The organism is Desulfovibrio sp. SGI.102 (genome assembly GCF_050314315.1).
Classification (GTDB): Bacteria; Desulfobacterota; Desulfovibrionia; order Desulfovibrionales; family Desulfovibrionaceae; genus Desulfovibrio.
On record NZ_JBNPNC010000046.1, the window covers coordinates 1 to 22,394 of the forward strand.

The 22,394-nt window shown below is 66.6% G+C and carries 14 protein-coding genes; 12 read left to right on the plus strand and 2 right to left on the minus strand.

Going from position 1 to position 22,394, the window contains the following annotated elements; genetic code table 11:
- The first annotated feature begins 116 nt into the window (after positions 1 to 116).
- From ACQRCJ_RS09735 to ACQRCJ_RS09765, 7 genes are all read left to right on the plus strand, one after another.
- A complete protein-coding gene (locus ACQRCJ_RS09735; RefSeq protein ID WP_427799691.1) occupies positions 117 to 749 on the plus strand; it encodes a TetR/AcrR family transcriptional regulator in 633 nt (210 codons plus the stop codon).
- Positions 750 to 1,085: 336 nt separating this feature from the next.
- Positions 1,086 to 1,640, plus strand: a complete 555-nt coding sequence (locus ACQRCJ_RS09740; RefSeq protein WP_168934567.1) for a flavodoxin family protein — start codon at positions 1,086 to 1,088, stop codon at positions 1,638 to 1,640.
- A 401-nt stretch (positions 1,641 to 2,041) separates the two neighbouring features.
- Positions 2,042 to 2,686 (plus strand): precorrin-8X methylmutase, encoded by a 645-nt coding sequence (locus tag ACQRCJ_RS09745; RefSeq protein WP_304015222.1) that lies wholly within the window; start codon positions 2,042 to 2,044, stop codon positions 2,684 to 2,686.
- A gap of 6 nt (positions 2,687 to 2,692) precedes the next feature.
- Positions 2,693 to 3,937: a cobalt-precorrin-5B (C(1))-methyltransferase CbiD gene (gene cbiD / locus ACQRCJ_RS09750; RefSeq protein WP_320861470.1), complete on the plus strand. Its 1,245-nt coding sequence runs from the start codon at positions 2,693 to 2,695 to the stop codon at positions 3,935 to 3,937.
- Positions 3,938 to 3,982: 45 nt separating this feature from the next.
- Positions 3,983 to 6,013: a precorrin-4 C(11)-methyltransferase gene (gene cobM, locus ACQRCJ_RS09755; protein WP_427799692.1), complete on the plus strand. Its 2,031-nt coding sequence runs from the start codon at positions 3,983 to 3,985 to the stop codon at positions 6,011 to 6,013.
- On the plus strand, positions 6,013 to 7,995 hold the full coding sequence (locus ACQRCJ_RS09760) for a cobyrinate a,c-diamide synthase (protein WP_427799693.1): 1,983 nt from the start codon (positions 6,013 to 6,015) through the stop codon (positions 7,993 to 7,995). The genes cobM and ACQRCJ_RS09760 overlap by 1 nt, the downstream gene beginning before the upstream one ends.
- Positions 7,985 to 10,606: a cobyric acid synthase gene (locus ACQRCJ_RS09765; RefSeq protein ID WP_427799694.1), complete on the plus strand. Its 2,622-nt coding sequence runs from the start codon at positions 7,985 to 7,987 to the stop codon at positions 10,604 to 10,606. The genes ACQRCJ_RS09760 and ACQRCJ_RS09765 overlap by 11 nt, the downstream gene beginning before the upstream one ends.
- A gap of 173 nt (positions 10,607 to 10,779) precedes the next feature.
- Here ACQRCJ_RS09765 and ACQRCJ_RS09770 read toward each other — a convergent pair whose 3' ends face one another.
- Entirely contained in the window at positions 10,780 to 12,876 is a 2,097-nt protein-coding gene (locus ACQRCJ_RS09770; RefSeq protein ID WP_427799695.1) for a bifunctional diguanylate cyclase/phosphodiesterase, read from the minus strand.
- A gap of 234 nt (positions 12,877 to 13,110) precedes the next feature.
- On the opposite strand from ACQRCJ_RS09770, the gene ACQRCJ_RS09775 reads away from it, so the two are divergent.
- A complete protein-coding gene (locus ACQRCJ_RS09775) occupies positions 13,111 to 14,103 on the plus strand; it encodes an asparaginase (protein WP_297138763.1) in 993 nt (330 codons plus the stop codon).
- Between the two features lie 243 nt (positions 14,104 to 14,346).
- Positions 14,347 to 16,365, plus strand: a complete 2,019-nt coding sequence (locus tag ACQRCJ_RS09780) for an alkyl/aryl-sulfatase (protein ID WP_303930462.1) — start codon at positions 14,347 to 14,349, stop codon at positions 16,363 to 16,365.
- Between the two features lie 112 nt (positions 16,366 to 16,477).
- On the opposite strand, the gene ACQRCJ_RS09785 is transcribed toward ACQRCJ_RS09780, so the two are convergent.
- A complete protein-coding gene (locus tag ACQRCJ_RS09785) occupies positions 16,478 to 17,842 on the minus strand; it encodes a 4Fe-4S dicluster domain-containing protein (RefSeq protein ID WP_303930464.1) in 1,365 nt (454 codons plus the stop codon).
- A gap of 336 nt (positions 17,843 to 18,178) precedes the next feature.
- Here ACQRCJ_RS09785 and ACQRCJ_RS09790 point away from each other — a divergent pair, with 336 nt between their 5' ends.
- From ACQRCJ_RS09790 to ACQRCJ_RS09800, 3 genes are all read left to right on the plus strand, one after another.
- Positions 18,179 to 19,195, plus strand: coding sequence for an ADP-ribosylglycohydrolase family protein (locus ACQRCJ_RS09790; protein WP_289616346.1), 1,017 nt, complete (start codon positions 18,179 to 18,181; stop codon positions 19,193 to 19,195).
- Between the two features lie 126 nt (positions 19,196 to 19,321).
- Positions 19,322 to 20,377 (plus strand): alcohol dehydrogenase, encoded by a 1,056-nt coding sequence (locus tag ACQRCJ_RS09795; RefSeq protein WP_427799696.1) that lies wholly within the window; start codon positions 19,322 to 19,324, stop codon positions 20,375 to 20,377.
- A gap of 342 nt (positions 20,378 to 20,719) precedes the next feature.
- Entirely contained in the window at positions 20,720 to 22,174 is a 1,455-nt protein-coding gene (locus tag ACQRCJ_RS09800; protein WP_427799697.1) for a sodium:solute symporter family protein, read from the plus strand.
- The last annotated feature ends 220 nt before the right edge of the window (positions 22,175 to 22,394 follow it).

Sequence of the window (22,394 nt, forward strand, 5' to 3'; positions counted from 1 at the left end):
TATTTAGCGCAGACTATAAAAAATTTACCCGCACTTGCCTTGTCCGCAAAGAGCATTTGAATTTTTTTGCCCCCTGGCCTACACATCATCCCAGACAACCAAGCAAAGGAATGCCCATGCCGACGAACCGTACCTCTGATGCCGCAGCGCGCGGCAAAGGCCGCCCGCGTGCCTTCGATCGGGGCCTGGCCCTGCACCGTGCGCTGGAGGTCTTTTGGCAGCAGGGCTACGCCCCGGCCTCTGTGGCATCCCTGTGCAAGGCCATGAAGATCAATCCCCCCAGCCTCTACGCCACGTTCGGCAACAAGGCCACGCTCTTTCTGGAAGCCCTGCGCCATTACGAGCAGACCTACTGGGAGGCCCCGGCCCAACGCTTTCTGGCCGCTCCCGACATCTATGCGGCGGTCGAGGATTTTTTCCAGGAAGCCGCACAAATCCTGCTTTCGCCGGAAACGCCCTGCGGCTGCATGGTGGTCCTGGCGGCCGTGAACATCGCGGCGGACGAGAAAGAGATCATCGAGACCGTCCGCCAGCTCCGCCTGGCCACCAAGCAGATGTTTGCCGAAAGGCTCCGCCGGGCCATACGCGACAAGCAAATCCCCCCGGATACCGATGTCCCGGCTCTGGCCGGTGCGCTGAACACCCTGCTCGAAGGCCTGTCCCTGCAGGCCCGGGACGGGCTCTTCCAGTCCGAGCTCAAAGCCATCGCGGCCCACGCCGCCCGCATGCTGCCGCCGCGCCTCCCATAGGCCCGCCAGACCTGCTCCTTCTTCCCGCTGTCCGTACGTCTTAGTCCTGTTGCCACTTTTCCTGCCGGCTGTCCCTGGGCAGCAGGTGCGACAAGGGTATTGACATTTTCTTAGTGATCATTACAAAAATATGCATACGGACACGACAGCGATCATCCGTCCGCCGAAAGAAAACAAAGGCATGACCGCCCTTCCTCGCCAGCGAGCCCGGACAGCGACTTCAGCCACGGCAGACGCCAAAGGCACGGTCCGGCCTGCCCCGACAGGATACGCGTAGAGCCATGCCCACCATCAATACAACCACAGTGCCGCCTATGCGGTACAGGAGGGAACACCATGAGCAAGAAAATCCTCATTCTCAACGGAAGTCCCCGCAGCAAGGGCAATACGGCCATGCTGTGTGATGCTTTGAGCGCCGGTGCCCGGAGCGCGGGCCATCAGGTGACCCGGTTCGACCTCCACAAGCTGGATATCCACGGCTGTCTGGGCTGTGTGAAGGGCGGTAAGGACCCCGCAAGCCCCTGCGTGCAAAAGGACGATATGGGGCTCATCTACCCCGCCTACCGGGAAGCCGATATCGTCGTGCTGGCATCGCCCATGTATTACTGGGGCTTTTCCGGCCAGCTGAAAACGGCTTTTGACCGCCTTTTTGCCGTGGCCGAATGCTTCCCCGGCTATGCCAATCCGCACAAAGAGTGCGCGCTCATCATGGCGGCCGAAGGCAATAGCGCTGACAACTGGAAACCGGTGCTGGATTACTACCACGCGCTCCTGGGCTTCCTTGGCTGGCAAGATCGCGGACAGGTCCTGGCCGGCGGTGTGTTCGAAGCCGGAGCCGTGGCCGGGCAGCCTGTTCTGGATCAGGCGTTCCGCTTTGGGGCTTCGCTGTAGATAGGAGCCAGGTACATCCGTTTTCCCCGTGACGCCGTACCCGCTGCGGCGTCACGGCCGTTTTACGACACATGCGCTATCCCGCTCCTGCCCCGCTACACCATCCCGAACCATGATGGCCATCCGGTACACCAATCTGGAAGCATCATCGCAGAGCTTTCCCGCCCTCTTCCATAAGAATAACGACACACTGCCGTATATCTTCTTGCCCGTCTGCCAAAGGCCGGCGCCAGCACGCCTGCCTGTTCCCCATCAGACAGGCCTTTCCTTCCCGAACATTTCTTGTGCGACTGGCGGCGCCGCCCCGACCCGCCACTTCCCCTCTTGCACAGCACGCCGATTTTCTGCATTCTTGTCGCGATCTTCCCGACCTTTCTGACTGCTGTTCAGCAGGATATCCCATGGAAACGATTCGCTGGAACATGAGCCCCGCAGAGATCGAGCAGGAGAGCTTCCGCCGCATCGAAGCCGAATGCGACCTGCACCGTACCCTGTCCGCCCCGCACTGGCGCGTGGCACGCCGCCTTATCCACACCACGGCGGACATGCACATCGCGGATACCCTTGTCTTCCGCCATGATCCGGTGGCCGCCGGACTGACCGCCCTGCACCGCAAGGCACCCATCTTCTGTGATTCCCAGATGCTGCGCTCCGGCCTGTCCCTGCCCAAACTGCGCACGCTCCATCCGGGCTACGGGCCTGAAGACCTGCACTGTTACATCACGGATCCCGATGTGGTGGAGCGGGCCCGCACCGAAGGCCATACCCGCGCCCTGTGCAGCGCCGAAAAAGCCCGTCCCCTGCTGGATGGCGGTATCGTGCTCATCGGCAACGCGCCCTTGGCCCTGGCCCGCATCGCCCGCTATATCCTTGAAGAAGGCGTCCGCCCGGCTCTGGTGGTGGGCATGCCCGTGGGCTTCGTCAACGTGGTGGAATCCAAAGAGCTCCTGGGCCGCTGCCCTGTGCCCCAGATCGTGCTGGAAGGCCGTCGCGGCGGCAGCGCCCTGGCCGTCACCACCCTGCATGCCGTCATGGAGAGCGCCTAGACCGCCATGGGCCGCAAAGACCACACGTCCCTGCGCTGGGGCTATTCCACCGGCGCCTGCGCGGCCGCGCTGGCCGTGGCCTGCTGGCGGTCCCTGCGGACGGGCACGCCACCGGCCGTGGTGCCCGTGCTGTTCGGTGACGGCAAGGAGCGCCTCCTGCCCCTGCGGCCGCCCGCTCCGGGCCGCATGGCCGAGATGGTCAAGGACGGCGGCGACGACCCCGACTGCACGCATGGTGCGGTGCTCTTTGCCCGCCTTTCCGCCTGCGCGCCCGAAGATGCCCGGCCGGAGGACCATCGCCTCGACGCAGGCGCAGCGGTGCTCATCCTGCGTGCCGTGGAAGGTATCGGCCGCTGCACCCGGCAGGGCCTGGACTGCCCGCCCGGCAAATGGGCCGTCACCGGCGGCCCGCGTCGCCTGCTGGCCGAGAACCTGGCCCGCGCGGGCATGACCGACGGCTGCTGGCTGCTGGAACTGGGCGTGGAGAACGGCGCGGAGCTGGCCCGCCACACCCTCAATCCCCGGCTGGGCGTGGAAGGCGGCATCTCCATCCTGGGCAGCACGGGTCTGGTGCGGCCTTACAGCCACGCCGCCTATGTGGAGACCGTGCGCCTGTGCGTACGGGCCCGGCAACGCAGCGGCGGCCGCGAGATGGTCTTCTGTACCGGCGGCCGCACCCAGGCGGGAGCCCGCCGCCAGCTGCCCCACTGGCCGGAAAGCGCCTTCGTCTGCATCGGGGATTTCATCGCCGACAGTCTGGGCATCGCCGCCCGTCACCGGATGCAGGAGGTGGTCGTGGCCTGCATGGCGGGCAAGCTCTGCAAGTATGCCGCCGGCTTCGCCAACACCCACGCCCATCAGGTGGAACAGGATATGGCCCTGCTGCGCCGTCAGGTGCAGGCCTGCCTGCCCGGAGAGACCGCCCTGCACGAGGCCCTGCATCACAGTGCGTCCGTGCGCGAGGCCCTGCTCTCCATCCCCGAAGCCGGGCGCCAGCCCGTGCTGCATGGGCTGGCCCGGGCGGCCCTGGAACACTTTTCCCGCCGGGCTCCCGGCGTGCCGTCCCTGCATCTGCTGGTCTTCGACTTTGACGGCGCCTTCCTGTTCAAGGAAAGCCTGCGGCACGCTCCCGGCACGGTGGCGGCCCCTCTGCCGTCCCCGGACGACGGCACGACCGACAGCCCGGAAGACACTTCTTCTGACGGACAGGCCCCGGACATCGGCCTGCGCTATTTCATCGACAGGCCCTGACCGCCCTGCGGCCGGAGCCCCTTACCTCTCCCTGTGAGTTTGCCCATGAACATGCCCTTTGTGGAAATCGTCGGCGCCGGTCCCGGTGCGGAAGACCTCATCACCGTGCGCGGCCTGCGGGCCCTGCAGCAAGCCGATCTGGTGGTCTATGCCGGTTCGCTGGTGGCTCCTGCCCTGCTGCGCCACTGCCGCCCGGACTGCCTTTGCCGGGACAGTGCTTCCATGGATCTGGCGGAACAGGTGGCCGTCATGAGCGAGGCCGCGCTGGCGGGCAAGCGCGTGGTGCGCCTGCACACCGGTGATCCCGCCCTTTACGGCGCCATCGACGAACAGATCCGGGGGCTGGCCCAACGGGGCATCACCGTGCGCATCACCCCCGGCGTGAGCAGCGTGTTCGCCGCTGCCGCGGCCCTGGGCTGCGAACTGACCGGCCCGGAAACGGCCCAGAGCGTCGTCCTGACCCGCACGCCCGGCCGCACGCCCATGCCTGCTGGCGAGCAGGCCGCCGCTTTTGCCCGCACGGGGGCCACGCTGGCCTTTTTCCTCAGTACGGGCAAAGTGGCCGATCTGATGGCGGAACTGCAGGATGCGGGCGGTCTTGCGCCGGATACGCCCGCCGCGGCCGTCTACCGCGCCTCCTGGCCTGACGAGCAGGTCGTGCGCGGCACGGTGGCCGATCTGGCCCGCAAGGTGGAAGAAGCTGGCTTCCGGCGGCAGTCCCTTATTTTGGTGGGCCGTGCCCTGGCTGCTTCCGCAACGGTCTCGCGCCTGTACGACGGCTCTTTTTCCCACGGCTACCGCAACAGCCTGCCCGACGAGGCCTTCCACGGCACCTGCGCCCTCTATGCCGCCAGCCCGGCGGGACTGGCCCAGGCGCGTACGCTGGCCGCCGCACTGACACAGGGCGACGCCCCCGCTCCCGTGATCTTCGCCGCCTGCCCGGCCGATGACCAGCAGCCCGCCCCGCAGCCCGTGGCCGACATGGCCGCTGCTCTGGCTGATGCCCTGCCCCGCTTCGATGCCCACATCATCCTGGGCACGCCCCGTCAGGTCTTGCCCCTGCTGCCCGCCGCCACCGGGGACGCTGCCGTCATCTGCTGCGCCGAGAGCGGCCGCCATGCCGTCTGCCTGCTGGACGGCCCGGATCATGCCGGTGACCGTCTGACCCGGCGCGTGGCCCGCATCACCGGCGGGCTGGCCATCACCGGCCCGACTGAAGCGGAGAAAGAAAACGACACGCCTGCTGCGGTCTCTCCGGCAGCTACCACGGCATCCGCGGTCCCCTCGTCCCCGCACGGCGAGGTGCTGGTGGTGGGCCTGGGCTCCGGCGACCCTGCCCAGCTCACGCCCGAAGTGGATGCGGCCCTGCGCCGCTGCGATACTGTGGCCGGGTACAGCAAATATGTGGATTTCATCCGCGACCGCATCCACGGCAAGCGCCTCATCGAGACCGGCATGAAGGGCGAGGTGGAACGCTGCCGCGACGCCCTGGCCGCTGCCGCTGCCGGGGCCACGGTCTGCATGGTCTGCTCCGGTGACCCGGGCATTTTGGCCATGGCCGGGTTGCTGTTCGAGCTGCGCGCCCGCGAACAGGCCTTCCGCGACCTGCCCATCCGGGTGCTGCCCGGCATCACGGCTGCCAGCACGGCCGCTGCGGCGCTGGGGGCCCCCCTGCAGAACGGTTTTTCGCTGGTCAGCCTCTCCGACCTGCTGGTGCCCGCTGACGAAGTGCGCCGCAACCTGCGGGCCGTGGCGCAGTCGGCCCTGCCCGTGACTCTGTACAATCCTGCCGGGCGCAAACGCCGCCGGCTGCTGGCCGAGGCCCTGGACATCTTCCGCGAGGCCCGCGGCGGTGACATCCTCTGCGCCTTCGTGCGTCATGCCGGCCGCCCGGAAGAGACGCGCTGGATCGGCCGTCTGGCCGACCTGCCCGCCGATGACGTGGATATGTCCACGCTGGTGCTCATCGGCAGCGCACGCACGGTCACGGATCAGGGCGCGCTGTTCGAAGCCCGCGGCTATGCGGAAAAATATCTGGACAAGGACGCCCCCGCGTCCACCGCGGACGGTCGCTGATGCGGGACTTCCACGCCTTTTGTCTGGCCGCTCCCCGCTCCGGCGAGGGCAAGACCGCCGTGGCCGTGGCCCTGATGCGGGCCCTTGTCCGCCGGGGCCTTGCCGTGCAGGGCTGCAAATGCGGGCCGGATTACATCGACCCCACCTTCCATGCACTGGCTACCGGTCGCCCGGCCTGCAATCTGGATACCTGGATGATGGGCGAGGCCGGTGTGCGCGCCCAGTGGCGGGCCGCCGTGCAGGGAGCCGACGCCGCTGTCTGCGAGGGTGTCATGGGCCTGCTGGACGGCCGCTCCCCGGACGACCTTTCCGGCAGCACGCTGGATTGTGCCCGTGTGTTGCACCTGTCCGTGCTGCTGGTGGTCAACGTGCGGGGCATGGCCGCCTCGCTGACAGCGCTGGTGGAAGGTTTCCAGCAACAGGCGGCACGTCATGGCGTCCGGCTGGCGGGCGTCATCGCCAACAATGCCGGCAGCCCGCGCCATGCGGATATTCTGCGTCAGGCGCTGGAAAAGGCCGGGCTGCCACCCCTGCTGGGCGCCCTGCCCCGCCACGAGGCCTGCCGCATCCCCGAACGGCAGCTGGGCCTGCTGCCCGCGGCTGAAAGCGACTGCGATACGGTGTGGACGGATCGTCTGGCGGAACTGGCGGAAAATCATGTGGATCTGGACCGCCTGCTGGCTCTGACGCGCCGGCCCCGGCCGCTGGGGCCGCCCCTGCCCGCCCCCGGACAGCGGCAGCGGCGACTGGCTGTGGCCCGGGACGAGGCGTTTTGCTTTTATTACCGCGCCAACGAGGACACCCTGCGCGCCCGCGGCTGGGAGATCGTCCCCTTCTCGCCCCTGCGGGATACGGCCCTGCCGCCGCAGCCGGATGCCCTGTATCTGGGCGGCGGCTACCCGGAAGCCTTCGCCGCCCAACTGTCCGCCAATACGGCCATGCGTAGCGCCATCAGGAACTTCGCCGCCGCGGGCGGCGAGATCTACGCCGAGTGCGGCGGTTACATGTATCTGTGTGCCGGACTGGAAGCCGCCGCCGAGGGGCACGGTCTGGATGGGGAGTGCCGCGTCTGGCCCATGTGCGGCGTGCTGGAGGCCACGGCCCGCATGGGGCAGGGCCTGCGCTCGCTGGGTTACCGCGATGTCCGCTTCACGGGAGGCGCGCCCCTGGGCCTGCCTCTGGAGACCTGCCGGGGCCACGAGTTCCACTGGTCGCACATCGAGCTGCACCGGCCTTATGCGCCCCTCTACGACGTCACGGACCGTACGGGCACCCGTCCCGAGGGCGTGCATCACGGCAATGTACGGGCGGGCTATGTGCATCTTTACTGGGGCGGTCTGGCCGATGCCGCCGCTGGCGGGAATATGGATATGGAAACGGCCCCTGCCGCTCCTGCCCCCCACAGTCCTGCCGGACAGGTGATCCTGCTCAACGGCCCCTCCAGTGCGGGCAAGAGCACCCTGGCCCGCGCCCTGCAAGAAAAGCTGCTGGCCGACCACCGCCGCCACAGCATCATCCTGTCCATGGACGATCTGCTGCGGGCCTGTCCCGGCCGTCCGGGGGCCCTGCTGCAGGGCATGGCCGCCACGGGCCTGCCCCTGACCGCCATCCTGCACGCGGCCACGGCCGAAGCCGCGCACGCCGGGGCATGGGTCATCGTGGACCATGTGCTGGGTGAGCGCCCGGACTGGATAGACGACCTGTGGCGGCGCCTGCGGGGTATCCCCGTCCTGCCCGTGCAGGTCTGCTGCGAACTGGGCGAACTGGAACGCCGGGAAAAGGGCCGTACCGACCGCACGCCGGATTGGCCCCATGCCGCCCGGCAGGCGCGGGACATCCACGCGCCCCTGCCCGGCGAGCTGCGTATCGATACCAGTTGCACCAGTCCCGAGCACTGCGCGGCCCGCATCCTTTCCGCTCTTGGCCTTCACGGCAAGGCCATGCCGTCACCGACCCTTGAGGAGGACTCCCATGAAGCCTGAGGCACACGGCGGCGACCGGCTGCGCATGGCCGCACTGGCCGGGCGCGCCCCTGACAGCCTGCTGGATTTCAGCGTCAACGTCCGTCCCGAAGGCGCACCGGAATTCCTGCGTCTGGCGCTTTGTCGCGCCCTGGACCATATCTCGGCCTATCCTTCCCCCCATGCGGAAGAGGCCATGGAGGCCGCCGCCCGCGTCTACGGCCTGCCTGCGGACTGCTTCGTGTTCGGTAACGGCACCAACGAGCTCATCCACCTGCTGGCCCGTGTCCTCAAGGAAGACGGCACTTCCTGCGCGGCCGTGATCGAACCGGCCTTCAGCGAATACGCCCTGGCCTGCGGACTGGCCGGGCTGAAGGTACGCCATCCGGACTGCGGCGTGCGCCGCGGCGGGGACAGCGACGAGGACATGCTCCGGCAGCTGCTCTCCCTGCTGGCGGACGTCCCGGCCCGGGCAGCCGTCTGGCTGGCCAATCCGGGCAACCCTTCCGGATCTTTCCTGCCGCCCACTTCCTGCCGCCGTCTGCTGGAGGCCCGCCCCGACCTGCTCTGGATCATCGACGAAGCCTTTGCCGCCTATGCGGGCCCCGACGACGTCTCTTCCCTCATCACGCAGCTGCCGGACAATGCCGTGCTGCTGCGCTCCCTGACCAAGTTCCATGCCGTGCCCGGCGTGCGCCTGGGCTATATGGTCACACGGGCGGAACGGGCACGGCGATGGCGCAGACAGCTGCCCGCCTGGAGCGTCAATGCCTTTGCCCTGGCCGCCGCACAGGCCGTGCTGGCGGATACGTCGGACTTTGCCGACCGGACACGGGACGAGAACCGCCGCCGCCGCGAACATCTGTGCGCCTGCCTGCGCGACGTACCCGGCATCACGGTCTTCCCCTCGCTGGCCAACTATGTGCTGTTCCGCTGTGAACAGGCCCCGGCGGACCTGTATGCCCGCCTGCTGCGGGAATACGGCATCGCCGTGCGCGACTGCTCCAATTATCGCGGCATGGAAGACGGCAGCTGGTTCCGTGCCGCCGTGCGGCTGGAAGAAGACCATCAGCGGCTGGCCGACGCCCTGCGCGGCATCCTGCACCCGTCCGTGCCCGTGCCGCCGCGCCCGCGCTCCCGGCGTCCCGCCCTCATGCTGCAGGGCACGTCCTCCGATGCGGGCAAAAGCATCCTGGCCGCCGCCTTCTGCCGCATCCTGCGTCAGGACGGCTATGACGTGGCTCCGTTCAAGGCCCAGAACATGTCCCTCAACTCCGGGGTGACCGCCCTTGGCGAAGAGATGGGGCGCGCCCAGATCGTCCAGGCCCAAGCGGCCCGCATCGATCCCGAAGCCCTCATGAATCCCGTGCTGCTCAAACCGCATTCGGAGACCGGGTCACAGGTCATCGTCCTGGGCAAACCCGTGGGGCACATGCAGGCCCGCGAATATTTCCGCTACAAGGCCGGGCTCTGGCAGACCGTGCGCGACGCCTACGACACGCTGGCCGACCGGCACGAGGTCATGGTCCTGGAAGGGGCAGGCAGCCCAGGCGAGGTGAACCTCAAGCAGCACGACATCGTCAACATGCGCATGGCCGCCCACGCGCAGGCCTCGGTGCTGCTGGTGGGCGACATCGACCGCGGCGGGGTCTATGCCTCGCTGCTGGGCACCTGGATGACCCTGGAACAGCAGGAGCGCTCCCTGCTGGCGGGCTGGCTCGTCAACAAGTTCCGGGGCGACGCTTCCTTTCTGGAACCGGCCCATGCCTATGTGCAGCAGGCCACCGGCATCCCGGTGCTGGGCGTCATCCCCTGGCTGCGCGACATCAATATCCCGGATGAAGACATGGCGGGCTTCCCCTGGTCGCAGGCGGCGGACACCACGCCGCCCCCGCCCGGCATCCTCGACATCGCCGTGGTCATGCCCCGGCATGTGTCCAACTTCACCGATATGACGCCTCTGGCCGCCGAACCGGACGTGCGCCTGCGGGCCGTGCGCCGGGCCGAAGACTGGGGACAGCCTCATGTGGTCATCCTGCCCGGTACCAAGAGCGTGGCCGCCGACCTGGCCGCGCTGCGGGCCGACGGTCTGGCCGAGCTCATCTGCCGCCATGCCGCCCGGGACGGCTGGCTGCTGGGCATCTGCGGCGGGCTCCAGATGCTGGGGCGCGCCATCCTCGATCCGCTGGGGCTGGAATCCGCCGCGCCTTCCGTGCCCGGCCTCGGGCTCATGGATCTGGAATCCACCTTTGCTGCGGACAAGACGCTGGTCAGCGTGCGCCGGGCCGCCACGCCGCTGCCGGTCATGACCGGCGGTTACGAGATCCATCACGGCCATACCAGCCACGGTCCGTCGGCCCTGCCCCTTTTCGTGCGCGAGGGCCAAGGCGCTCCGGAAGAACGCATCTGCGGCTATGTGAGCGGCCGTCGCTGGGCCACTTATCTGCACGGTCTGTTCGATGACGACGCCTTCCGCCGTGCCTGGCTCGATCATGTGCGGCAGGACGTGGGCCTGGAGCCGCAGGGCCGCCAGCTGGTGCGCTGCGATCTGGAAGCCTCGCTGGACCGCCTGGCCGACGTGGTGCGCCAGAATGTGGACATGACGGCCATTTACAAGCGTCTGGGGCTGTGAGGAGCTACGGCCCCAGCCGTAATACGGGACGACGGCCCGGCAGATGCAGCTGCCGTCATCCCCGCAACAGCGCCCCGCCGCGAGGATATTTTGCCGTTGCGCGCCCCGGGCGTTCAACTGGCTGAAGACCATAAAAAAGCCGCCCTTTGCGGGCGGCTTTTTTGCGATCCCTGTCAGGACAGCAGGGCGGCGAACTGTTCCACCGGGAGCGGCCGGCTGAGCAGATAGCTCTGGGCCCTGGGACAGCCCAGTTTGCGCAGGACAGCCAGCTGTTCCTCGGTCTCCACGCCCTCGGCAACGGTACGGATGCCCATATCCTCCGCAGCCTCGATGACCAGACGCAGCAGACGCTGCCGTTTGTCGCTGCCGCACAGGTCATCCATCAGGCTCTTGTCCAGCTTGAGCTCATCGAAGCCCAGACGCGCCAGGGTCATGAGATTGGCATAGGCCACACCAAAATCGTCGATGCCCACCCGGAAGCCTTTGGCCCGGATGCTGTCCACGACCTTCTGGAACGCACGGTAATCCTCCGTACTGGCCGTTTCCGTGATCTCCACCTGCAACAGCTCGGCCGGGATGTCGAACTTTTGCCTGATCTCCTCCAGCCTGTCGGCCACTTCAGGAAAGGCCAGCGTCGTACGGGAAAAATTCACGGCCATGGGCACCAGCGGCCGCCCCTCGTCCCGCCAGCGTTTCAGGCAGGCGCAGACCTTGCCGAACACATGCAGGTCCACCTGCAGCATGGCGTACAGGGATTCCAGCAGGGGGATGAATTGCGTGGGCGGGATGACCTTGCCCTCGCTTATCAGGCGCAGCAGGATCTCGCCGCCGACCACCGCGCCATCCGCCACCCGGAACTGGGGCTGGCAATACAGGGTAAAGCTGTCCGAGGCCAGCAGCTCTTCCAGACGGCCGGGCCGGGCCAGGTCGAGGACGTCGTCCAGCCCGCTCCGGTAACGACCGCTCTGGGGCGACGAACGGTAAAAATCCCGCTTGGCGGCAAACATCCGGGCATCGGCGGCGATCAGGCCTTCGCCTATATCGTCTTCGCGGCGCACCCAGGCGCAGCCTACAGAGGCGGTAAAGCCCAGCGTCCCGGCAAACAGGGAACGCACCCGCTCCACATCCCTGCGGAACTCCCATTCGTCCCCTCCCTGCCACAGCAGGACAAATTCGTCACCGCCCATGCGGTATACGGCCGTATCCGGCAGGAGCTCATGGACCGAACGGCTCACCGCCGCCAGGACGGCGTCCCCGCCGCTGTAGCCGTCGCCGTCATTGATGTCCTTGAGGCCGTTGATGTCCAGGAAGATGACGCCGATGTCGGCATCCCGCTTCTGCACGTCGCGCTGGAAAGCATTGCGGTTGAACACCCCGGTCAGCTGGTCGTGGTAGCTGAGGAAATGCAGCTCGTTCAGCGAATCCCGCCGCCACAGGGAGGAGCTGAGGAAAAACTTCATGGACGACAGCAGCACCCGGGAAGAATCGATACGCTCGGGATCCAGGTTGTCCACGCCCACGAAACCGCGCAGGCTCTTGCCGTTCCAAAGCGGGAACACCAGCAGGGAGTGGATGTCCTGGCGTTTGAGCACGGCGTATTCTTCAGGACTGCTTTCACGCAGGCTTTCCACATCCGTGGTCAAAATGGGCTGGTGGGCGTAGAAGTTGGGCATCCAGCGGGCAATGCCCCCCACAGGGACATTGGCCAGGAATTCCTTTTGCGGCACGACGCCCTCACGACACCATTCAAATGTATTGCGGACGACATCGTCAGAGAACTCAAAGATATAGACCCTGTCCGCCTGCAAATATTCGCCGATGGCGGCCAGCACGTCGTCGATCAGGAAAGGCAGGTCGGCATCCTGCCGGTACAGCTTGCGGGCGCAGTGGTTGATGAAGTTCTGCAGGGAAAGATTCTTGTCCAGCTGTTCCTGCAGGAGCACATGCTCCGTGATGTCCGAGGCGATCTCCGTCCTGACCTGCCTGCCGTTGAACTCGCAAATGCTGTCGCTCAGCAAAAAATGGCGTCCGACAAGCTGGTTGTAGAACTTCCATACATAGCAGCCGTCCTGGGAAAGCTTGCCGTTGGTACAAAAAGGACAGGGATCCCGCCGTCCCTGCAGGATCTCGTAACATTTGCCATGCAATCTCTGGGGGATGTGGAATTCTTCTGCCAGGGCCCTGTTGTAGTAAAGCAGCTCGTAGGTCTCCATGTCGGCGATGTAGACCAGCTCCTGCAGGTTATCCAGGATCTTTTCATGCATGTTCATGATGCTACCCGAAAGAAGGACTGAAAAAATGCGGAATCGGCGGCGAAACCATGTAAATGAGTTCCTATAGCACGGGACAGATGCAGCGTAAAGGAAGGAAACACCCCAATATCCTTTCCCCGCCATATCCTTGAGCAATCTTCGCAAGTCGGGTACAAGTCTCCCGTTGCCGCCGTCCGGGGCGGCACGCCGGCTGTTTTTCCCTTTTTTTATGCAAGACATACGGAACCACCCATGTCAAAAGTCGTCATCATCACTACCGGCGGCACCATCGCCATGCAGCATGACAGCGTGACCGGTGCGGCCGTGCCCGCTGTCAGCGGTGCGGACCTTGTCCGGGCCATCCCCGGCCTGGGCAGCGTCTGCGATCTGGAAGTACGCGAGTTCGACAACCTGCCGAGCCCGGCCATCACGCCTGACCACATGTTCCGCCTGGCGGCCATGGTCCGGCAGTATCTGGCCATGGACGACGTCAGCGGCGGCGTCATCACCCACGGCACGGACAGTCTGGAAGAAAGCGCCTATTTCCTCGATCTTTCCCTGGAAGGCCACAAGCCTGTCTGTTTCACGGCAGCCATGCGCTCCGGTGACGAGCTCAGCCCCGACGGGCCGCGCAACATCCTGGCGGCCGTGCGCGTGGCGGCCTCACGCTCGGCCCGCAACATGGGCAGCCTTGTGGTCATGAACGAGCAGATCCACGCCGCCCGCGAAGTCACCAAGACCCACGCCGCCAACGTGGCCACCTTCCAGTCCCCCTGGTGGGGCCCCCTGGGTGTGGTGGACGGCGACAGGGTCATCTTCCGCAGGGCCCAGCTGGGCCGCCAGACCTTTTTGCCCCACAGCCTGTGCAAAAAGGTCGACCTCATCAAGCTGGTCACCGGTTCCGATGCCGCCTATCTGGACTTTGCCGTCTCGCGCGGTGTGGACGGCATCGTGGTGGAAAGCTTCGGCCGCGGCAACGTGCCGCCCTATGTGATCCCCGGTATCGCGCGCGCCCTGGAGAAAGGGATCATCGTGGTCAACGCCACCCGCACGGGCGGCCGCGTGCTGGACGAATACGGCTACGAGGGCGGCATGCTGCAACAGCACAAGATGGGCGTCATCATGGCCGGAGAACTGAGCGCCGCCAAGGCCCGCCTCAAGCTCATGCTCATCCTCAGCCAGTACGGCCCCGACGGTCGTCCCGATCCCGCGGAAGTGGCCCGCTACTTCGAGCACAGCATGTGATCCTGCGGCGGGTGGCCCCGCCCCCAAAGCATGCCCAAAGGCCGGAGCCTCTCCGGCCTTTTTTATCCGTTCCCGGCCTGTCCCGGCCGCATGCCCTAGTCCGGAATCCGCTTGCCTTCGACCGGGACGGACGCGATACTGGCAAAAGATCCGGCAGCGGACCCGTCCCGTGCCGGGATCTCTCCAAAGGTCCGCCTTCCTGTGGCCGGCCTTTTCCCGAGCATACCCCGATGGAGGGAACCCATGCGTACCTTGCTGACTTCGGCCCTGTGCGCCGCCCTGCTGTCCTGCGGCCCCGGCGTTGCCTGGGCGGCTCCTGCCCCAGATGCCGCGGACATGAGCAAACCGGCCACGGAGCACACACGCGCCGCCCACGCGGCCATGAGCAAAGAAGTGGACTTTGCCGACCGGCAGGATTTTCAGGATGCCCAGCGCGGCTTTCTGGCTCCCCTGCCGGACAGGGGCCGCATCCTCGACGCCAACGGCCGCGAGACCTGGAACCTGGCCCCCTATGATTTTCTGGCCCCGGCCATGAGCCGCGACTTTCCGCCGTCGGTCATCATGCCCACCCAGGCGCCGGATACGGTCAATCCTTCCCTGTGGCGGCAAAGCCAGCTGGTGCTGCGCGACGGCCTCTACAAGGTCGTGGACCGCCTCTACCAGATCCGCAATGCCGACCTTTCCAACATGACCATCATCGAGGGCGACAGCGGCATCATCGTGGTCGATCCGCTTATCTCCGCCGAGAACGCCGCGGCGGCCCTCAAGCTCTATTACGCCCACCGGCCGCACAAGCCGGTGGTGGCCGTCATCTATTCCCACAGCCATGTGGACCATTACGGCGGCGTGCACGGCGTGGTAGATGAAAAGGACGTGGCCGCCGGCAAGGTGCGGATCATCGCGCCCGGGGGCTTCATGGAAGCGGCCGTGGCCGAGAACGTGCTGGCCGGCAATGCCATGAGCCGCCGGGCCCAGTACATGTACGGCTCCCTGCTGCCGCCCTCGCCGCGCGGGCATGTGGGCGCCGGGCTGGGGCTGGCCACCTCCCGCGGCACGTCGGGCCTGCTGGAGCCCACCCACCTCATCGAAAAGGATGGCGAGACCCTGCAGCTGGACGGCCTGACCTTCATCTTCCAGTTGGCACCCAACACCGAGGCCCCGGCGGAGATGCACTGGTACATCCCTGAGCTCAAGGCCCTGACCGCCGCCGAGAACTGCACCCACACCATGCACAACCTCTACACCCTGCGCGGGGCCAAGGCGCGCGATCCCCTGTGCTGGAGCCGTGCCCTGGACGAGAGCCTGCAGCGCTGGGGCGGCGAGGCGGAGGTCCTGTACGGCATGCACCACTGGCCCGTCTGGGGAGCGGAACGGGTGCGTACCGAGCTGGGCCTGATGCGGGACCTGTACCGCTACATCAATGACCAGACCCTGCATCTGGCCAATAAAGGCCAGACCATGCTGGAGATCGCGGAGACCCTGCGTCTGCCTCCCGAACTGCAGCGGGTCTTCAGCCTGCGCGGCTATTACGGCAGCCTCAACCACAATGCCAAGGCCGTGTACAACTATTATCTGGGCTGGTTCGACGGCAACCCCGCGCACCTGCACATGCTGGCCCCGGTGGAGGCCGCCCGCAAATATGTGGAATACATGGGCGGTGCCGATGCCGTCCTGAAGCGGGCCCGCAAGGACTTTGAGGCCGGTCAGTACCGCTGGGTGGCCCAGGTGCTCGACCACGTGATCTTTGCCGAGCCGGACAACAAGGCCGCCCGCGAGCTGGCCGCCGATGCCCTGGAACAGCTGGGCTATCAGGCCGAGAGCGCCCCCTGGCGCAACTTTTACCTGAGCGGCGCCCGCGACCTGCGGGGCCTGCCGCCCGCCGTGCCCGCCAATGCCGCCAGCCCCGTCAACACGCAGGCCAGGGCCATGCCCGCGGCCCTGTACTTCGACTATCTGGGCGTGCGTCTGGATGGAATCCGGGCCCAGGGAAAGACGCTGGATCTGCTCATCCGCCTGACAGACATGCAGGAAGGCTGGGAACTGCATCTGGCCAACAGCGTGCTCACGGCGCACAGGGCGGATCGTGACCGCCGCGCCCCCCTGCTCACCTGCACCCGCCTGCAGATGATGGCCCTGTTCGAAGGCCGCCTGACACCTGAACAGGCCGTGCAGCAGGGCCTGCTCCAGAACGCCGCACCGGTGAAGGAACTGCTCTCCCTGCTGGACAGCTTCCGTCCCGATTTTCAGCTGGTGCTGCCGTAAACCATCCCTGCTGACGCAAAACGGGAGGACGGCCACAGCGGTCGTCCTCCTTTTTTTCTGCGCGTGGAACGGCCACGGGGAACGTCACGGGAGCTGCCGGGCCCTCAGGGCATCAGACACGTCCCATGAAGAGAAAGAGCGTATGCAGGACGCTCAGCGAACAGAGCAGCGCCTGCTCCACCCACGCCCCGCCCTGTCCGCAGCAACGGATCTCCAGGGCTCTATGACGGCAGACGGACATGCAGTCCCGGCACAGGGTGCAGCGCCAACCCGGGCCGGCGACCCTGCCGTCCCCGTCCAGCCGCAGGGCACCGTATCGGCAGACCCGCGCACAGGCCCCGCATCCCGTGCAGTGCCCGTTCCGGCGCAGACGCCACGGGGAGAGACGCGCCAGCAGGTTGGCCGTCATCCCCAGCGGACAGATGCCGCAACAATACACCGGGATGCCCAGCTTCCGGCTCAGCCAGAGGGCACAGGGCAACAGGGCCAGCCCCAGCGCCAGCGCGAAGACCAGGGCCCAGGGCCACGGCAGCCCGGCAAGGCGCAGCCCCAAAGGCAGGAGCAGGCTCACGGCCAGCAGGCCCCAGCGCATCTTGCGCCAGAGCGCGGGCACGCCCCGGCCGCTGCGGGGCCCGGCATCCGCCGCCCGGGCATCCCAGACGCCCAGATAGCACAGATGGCTGCACCAGGCACTGCCCGCCAGCAGCAGCGAGACCGCGAACAGCCCGGGCATGAAGAGCGAGCCCCCGCCCCGGTACAGCGGGCCGGACAGGATGAGTCCCGGCACGGGCAGATGCGGCACGCCCTGCAAAAGGAACAGGCTGTGCAGGAAAAGCCCCGCCAGCAGCTGCCCGAAAAACACGCAGGAAAACAGCAGCCAGATGCGCCGCCGCCATACGGGGGCCCGACGCCTGTCCGCAAGCCAGCCATAGACGAGGCCCGCCCACAGACCGGCCAGCAGGGCCTGCACCGCTCCCCAGCCCGGTACGAGCCGGTGCAGCAGCAAAAGATCAGGCCGCAGCCCGTCCAGCAGCAACAGCAGGGCCGAGACCAGCAAACAGGCGAGCGCCTGGGCACGGGGACCGGAGACCTCGCCCCGGCGGCAGGCGCGACTGCGCAGGGCTGCGGCCGCCAGCAGGGTAAGCGCGGCCACCGCACCCAGTATGCAGACCATCCTCAGCCAGTCCTGGCCCAGTTGCAGACGCCAGCGGGCCAGGGCCAGCGTCGTCATGCCCCACTCCGCGGCCAGCCCCAGCAAAAAGACCGCGGCACTGCGCCGCAGCCAGGCCACCGGCCGCCAGAGCAGCCCGGCCCAGACCAGACAAACACAAGCAAGGCCATGCTGCCCGCTGCGAAAAAAATGGGCTGCCCCCAGCACAAAGGCCAGCGCGGCCCCCGCCAGAGCCGCGCGGCCCTTCCATCTCCCCGGCTGGGGACACGCCCGGGGCGCGGCCTCCATCTGCATGCTGCCGTCCATCCTGCCCTCCTGCCTGTTTGGCCGCCTTCCACGAGGACGGCCTGCCTGTTGTCCCCCGCTGTCACGTCTCAATGGTCGCATCAGCGTGAGCAGGCCAATCTTGCCACAGCGCCCGCCTCCGGGCTGTGCCCGCAGCCACACGAGCGCGTACGATCTGCTTTTCAGAAAAAATATGTGGGACGGGATGATGACAAAATCTCTTGCACAGCTGCAGTCAGCATACTCCATTCCGCAAAATGGAACGGAGGTCTGGTATCTCCATTCGAAATGGAGAAGGACAGGCTCTCCCGCAGGCCTTTCCCCACCATCTGTGAGCTGAAAAAAAAAGGAGGTTCCATGCCCAGCCATACCGATCCCCTGTTCGACCGTGCCGCCGGTTGTCTCATGGGCCAGATCGCCGGGGATTCCCTGGGCGGTCTGGTGGAGTTCTGTTCCCCGGCCACCATCCGCGAACGCTATCCCGATGGACCCCGTCTGCTGGAAGACGGCGGTACCTGGAACATCCTGGCCGGGCAACCCACGGACGACTCGGAAATGGCCCTTATGCTGGCCCGTCTGCTGGCCGAAGCCGTGGAATATGATGCCGAAGAAGCCCGCCGCCGTTATCTTTTCTGGCTGGAGAGCGGCCCCTTCGACATGGGCCGGACCATCGCCCTGGGCCTGCGCGGGCATCCCGACCCGGACAGCCAAGCCAACGGCGCTCTCATGCGTGTGAGCCCGCTGGGCATCTTCGGCGCCACCCGCCACTGGCACGACGTGGCCCGCTGGGCGCAACAGGATGCGGCCCTGACCCATGCCCACCCGGTCTGCCAGCAGGCCAATGCCCTGTATGCCTGCCTCATCGCGCAGGCCATCCGCAGCGGCGATTCTCCCCAGGACCTGTACGCCTGGCTGCTCAGGCTTGCCCGGCGGCAGCGGCTTGAGCCCTGTCTGTACGAGATCCTGGAGCTGGCGCCGCACGAAGCGCCTGCGGATTATGTACACAAAATGGGCTGGGTCCGCATCGCCCTGCACAATGCCCTGTGGCAGCTGCTGCACGCGCCCACGCTGGAGGAAGGCGTGGTGGATACCGTGCGGCGCGGCGGTGATACGGACACCAACGCCGCCATCTGCGGGGCCCTGCTGGGAGCCGTGTACGGTCTGGAGGCCATCCCGGCGCAATGGCGACAAGCCATCCTTGCCTGCCGCCCGCAGGCCGGACGACCGGGCGTGCACCACCCCCGCCCTGACTGTTTCTGGCCCGTCGATGTGCCGGACCTTGTCCCCCGCCTGCTGGAAGACCGCCGCGATTTCCGCTGGGAACGCTTCTGCTCCACGGAAGACGACCTGCCCACGCTCATCCGCAAGTCCTGATGCCGCGGGACGGCCCGTCCCATGAAGCCCCGGCCGGACAGACCGGGCGGGAACGCTTTACACACTGCCCAAAGCCCGCCATAGTGGACGGATATGATGGCTGCATGTCCGCACAAGGAGGGGCTTATGGCTGAAACCATGCATGCACTGGTCTATCACGGTACCAACGACCTGCGGCTGGAGGAACGTCCCCTGCCGCAGATACAGGATCCGCGCGACGCCATCGTCAAAGTGGAACTTTCCAGCATCTGCGCCAGTGACCTGCATATCCGCAACGGCGCGGTACCGCGTGCCCTGCCCGGCACGGTGCTGGGGCACGAATTCGTGGGCGAAGTGGTGGCAACGGGCAGCGAGGTGCGCAAAGTGCGCCCCGGCCAGCGTGTGGCCGCCAATGTGGAAACGTTTTGCGGTACCTGCTGGTTCTGCCGCCAGGGCTACGTCAACAACTGCCGTCACGGCGGCTGGGAGCTGGGCTGCCGCATCGACGGCTGCCAGACCGAGTATGTGCGCGTGCCTTTTGCGGACAACGGCCTCGACCCCATCCCCGATTCCCTGTCCTATCAGGACGTGCTGCTGGTGGGCGACGTGCTGGCCAGCGGTTACTTTGGTGCGGAACTGGCCGCTATCCGCCCCGGCGACAGCGTGGCCGTGCTGGGGGCCGGACCTGTGGGCCTGTGCGCCATGCAGTGCGCACGCCTGTTCGGCCCCGCGCAGGTCATCGCCGTGGACATCCTGCCCAGCCGCCTGCAGCTGGCGCAGGAACGCGGTTATGCCGATTTGACCATCGACGCCGCCGCGGATGACGTGGAAGCGCGCATCCTCGACGCCACCGGCGGTCTGGGCACCGATGCGGTCATCGAATGCGCGGGCGGGCACGATACCTTCCAGACCGCCTGGAAAGTGGCCCGCCCCAATGCCACCGTGGCTGTGGTGGCCATGTATGAAGAAGCGCAGAGCCTGCCCCTGCACCTGATGTACGGCAAGAACCTGACCTTCCGTACCGGCGGTGTGGACGCCACCCACAGCGCGGAGCTGATCCGCCTTATCGAGCGCGGCCGCATCGACACCAACCCGCTCATCACCCACAGCCTGCCCCTGAACAAGATCCTGGAGGGCTACCGCATCTTCGAACAGCGACAGGACGACTGCATCAAGTGCGCCATCACGCCCTGGAAGCGCTGATCGCATCCGACTTCCGTACCCAAGGGCCCTGCGGGGCCCTTTTTTTTATGGACCCCGGCTGCTTAGCTCCCCTTTCCGCCTTCCGGTCCGGGGCCGGAGAGTATCGCCTTTCCGCCGAAAAACGGAAAATGGACTTGCCTCGGGACAGCACTTCTGTCTACACTGTCTATATTCGGGAGGCGGCTCCCTGCCGTTCCCGTCAGACCGTAACCGGAGTTGCGTATGGAACTGTTTTCCGTTCTGGGGCTGGCGGACGCTCCGGTGCTGCTGGCGGTGCTTTCACTGCTGGCCGCGCTGGTGCTTTCCCTCTTCAGCCTGATCCGTCAGGGAAGGGGGCGCTAGATGCTGGCCGATGTCCTCATCTGGGGCGGCTACATCGCCCTGTTCATCTGGCTGTCCCGCAAGGGCAGCGGGCATGATGTCATGGTCTCGGGCCGCGTGGGTTTCGGCATCCAGGCCTTTGCCTATGTGGCTACCTATATCTCCGCCGTGGCCCTGGTGGGCTTTGGCGGTCTGGCCTATGCCTACGGCATGCAGATGCTGCTGGTGGCCGCCGGTAACGTCTGGCTGGGGACCTGGATCGTCTATCGTTATCTGGCCTGGCCCACCCGCCTGTGCCAGCGCAACCTGCAGGCCCGCACCCCGGTGCAGCTGCTGGCCAACGGCCACCGCAGCCCCCTGCTGGGCCGCTGTCTGGCCCTGATCTTCGCCGTGTTCCTGGGCGTCTATGCCTCGGCCGTCATCAAGGGGGCGGCCCTGCTCCTGGCCCAGATCATGCCCGTGCCCGTCTGGCTGCTGGTCTGGATCGTGGCCCTGCTGGTGGCGGCGGCCATCTATATGGGCGGCCTGCGCGGCGTGCTCTATACCGAAGCCATGCAGGGCTTCGTCATGCTGGTGGGCATCTGTATGCTCACCGTGGCCGTGTTCGACAAGGTGGGCGGCCCGGTGGAAGGCATGGCCCGGCTGGCGGAACTGGCGCCCACCGCCACGGCCAATACCGGCTTCGTCTCGCTGGCCGACGGCGGACAGGGCTGGTTCATCATCTCGCTGGTCATCGTCACGTCCGTGGCGGTCTGGGCGCAGCCCCAGATGATCCAGCGCCATTTTGCCCTCAACTCCGCCCGGCAGGTCAACCGCATCACGCCGCTGGCCATGCTGGTGCTGACCGTGCTGGTGGGCGGTGCCTACTATGTGGCCAGCCTGGCCCGCCTGTTCATGCCCGAAGTGGCCTCGCCCGATGACGTCATGCCCGCCCTGGTCAAGATGCTGCTGCCCGACATCGGCCTGCAGCTCTTCGTGCTGGCCATCGTCTCGGCTTCCCTGTCCACGGCCACGGCCATCTTCCACATCGCCGTGGCGGCCATCGCCGAAGACCTGCCGGGCCGCAAGACCTCGCGCGGCATGTGGCTCGCGGGCATCGTCTTCTGTGTGCTGCTCAGCGGCGGCTGTGCCCAGATCAAGGGACAGATCATCGCCATGCTCTGCACCACCAGCTGGAGCATCGTGGGCTCCACGGTACTGGTGGCCTATGTGGCCCTGGTGCGCTTCGGCAAGCGCAGCAGCCTGGCCGCCTGGTGCAGCTGCGCTGCGGGCTTCGTGAGCTGCATGCTCTGGTACCTCATGACGCACCCGCAGTTCGCCATCCTGCCCATGCCCTGGCCTTCGCTGGCCGCGCTGCCGCCCTTCTTCGTGGGCTTTGCCTTCTCGCTGGCCGGCTGGGGGCTCGGCTGGGCCCTGGACGGCGAAGGCCGCCGGAATTCCTCGTTCTGGCCCGCGGGCATGAAGCCCGGGATGTAGCTTTTTGAAACACGGGGGAGGGCCCATGGCGTCCGCTGAAGCGGGCCTTTGGCAAGAAGTCGCCGGAACGGATATAACGAAGGCGGGCAAGCCTCCTGCCGGACAGGCTCCACAAGAATCTTTTCCGGGATCGTCGCCCCAAAAGGCATGGAAAACGGACATCCCTCCTAAAAAAACGCCCATAAAAGGCAGGCCCTCCGCATGATGGCCTGCCTCTGAA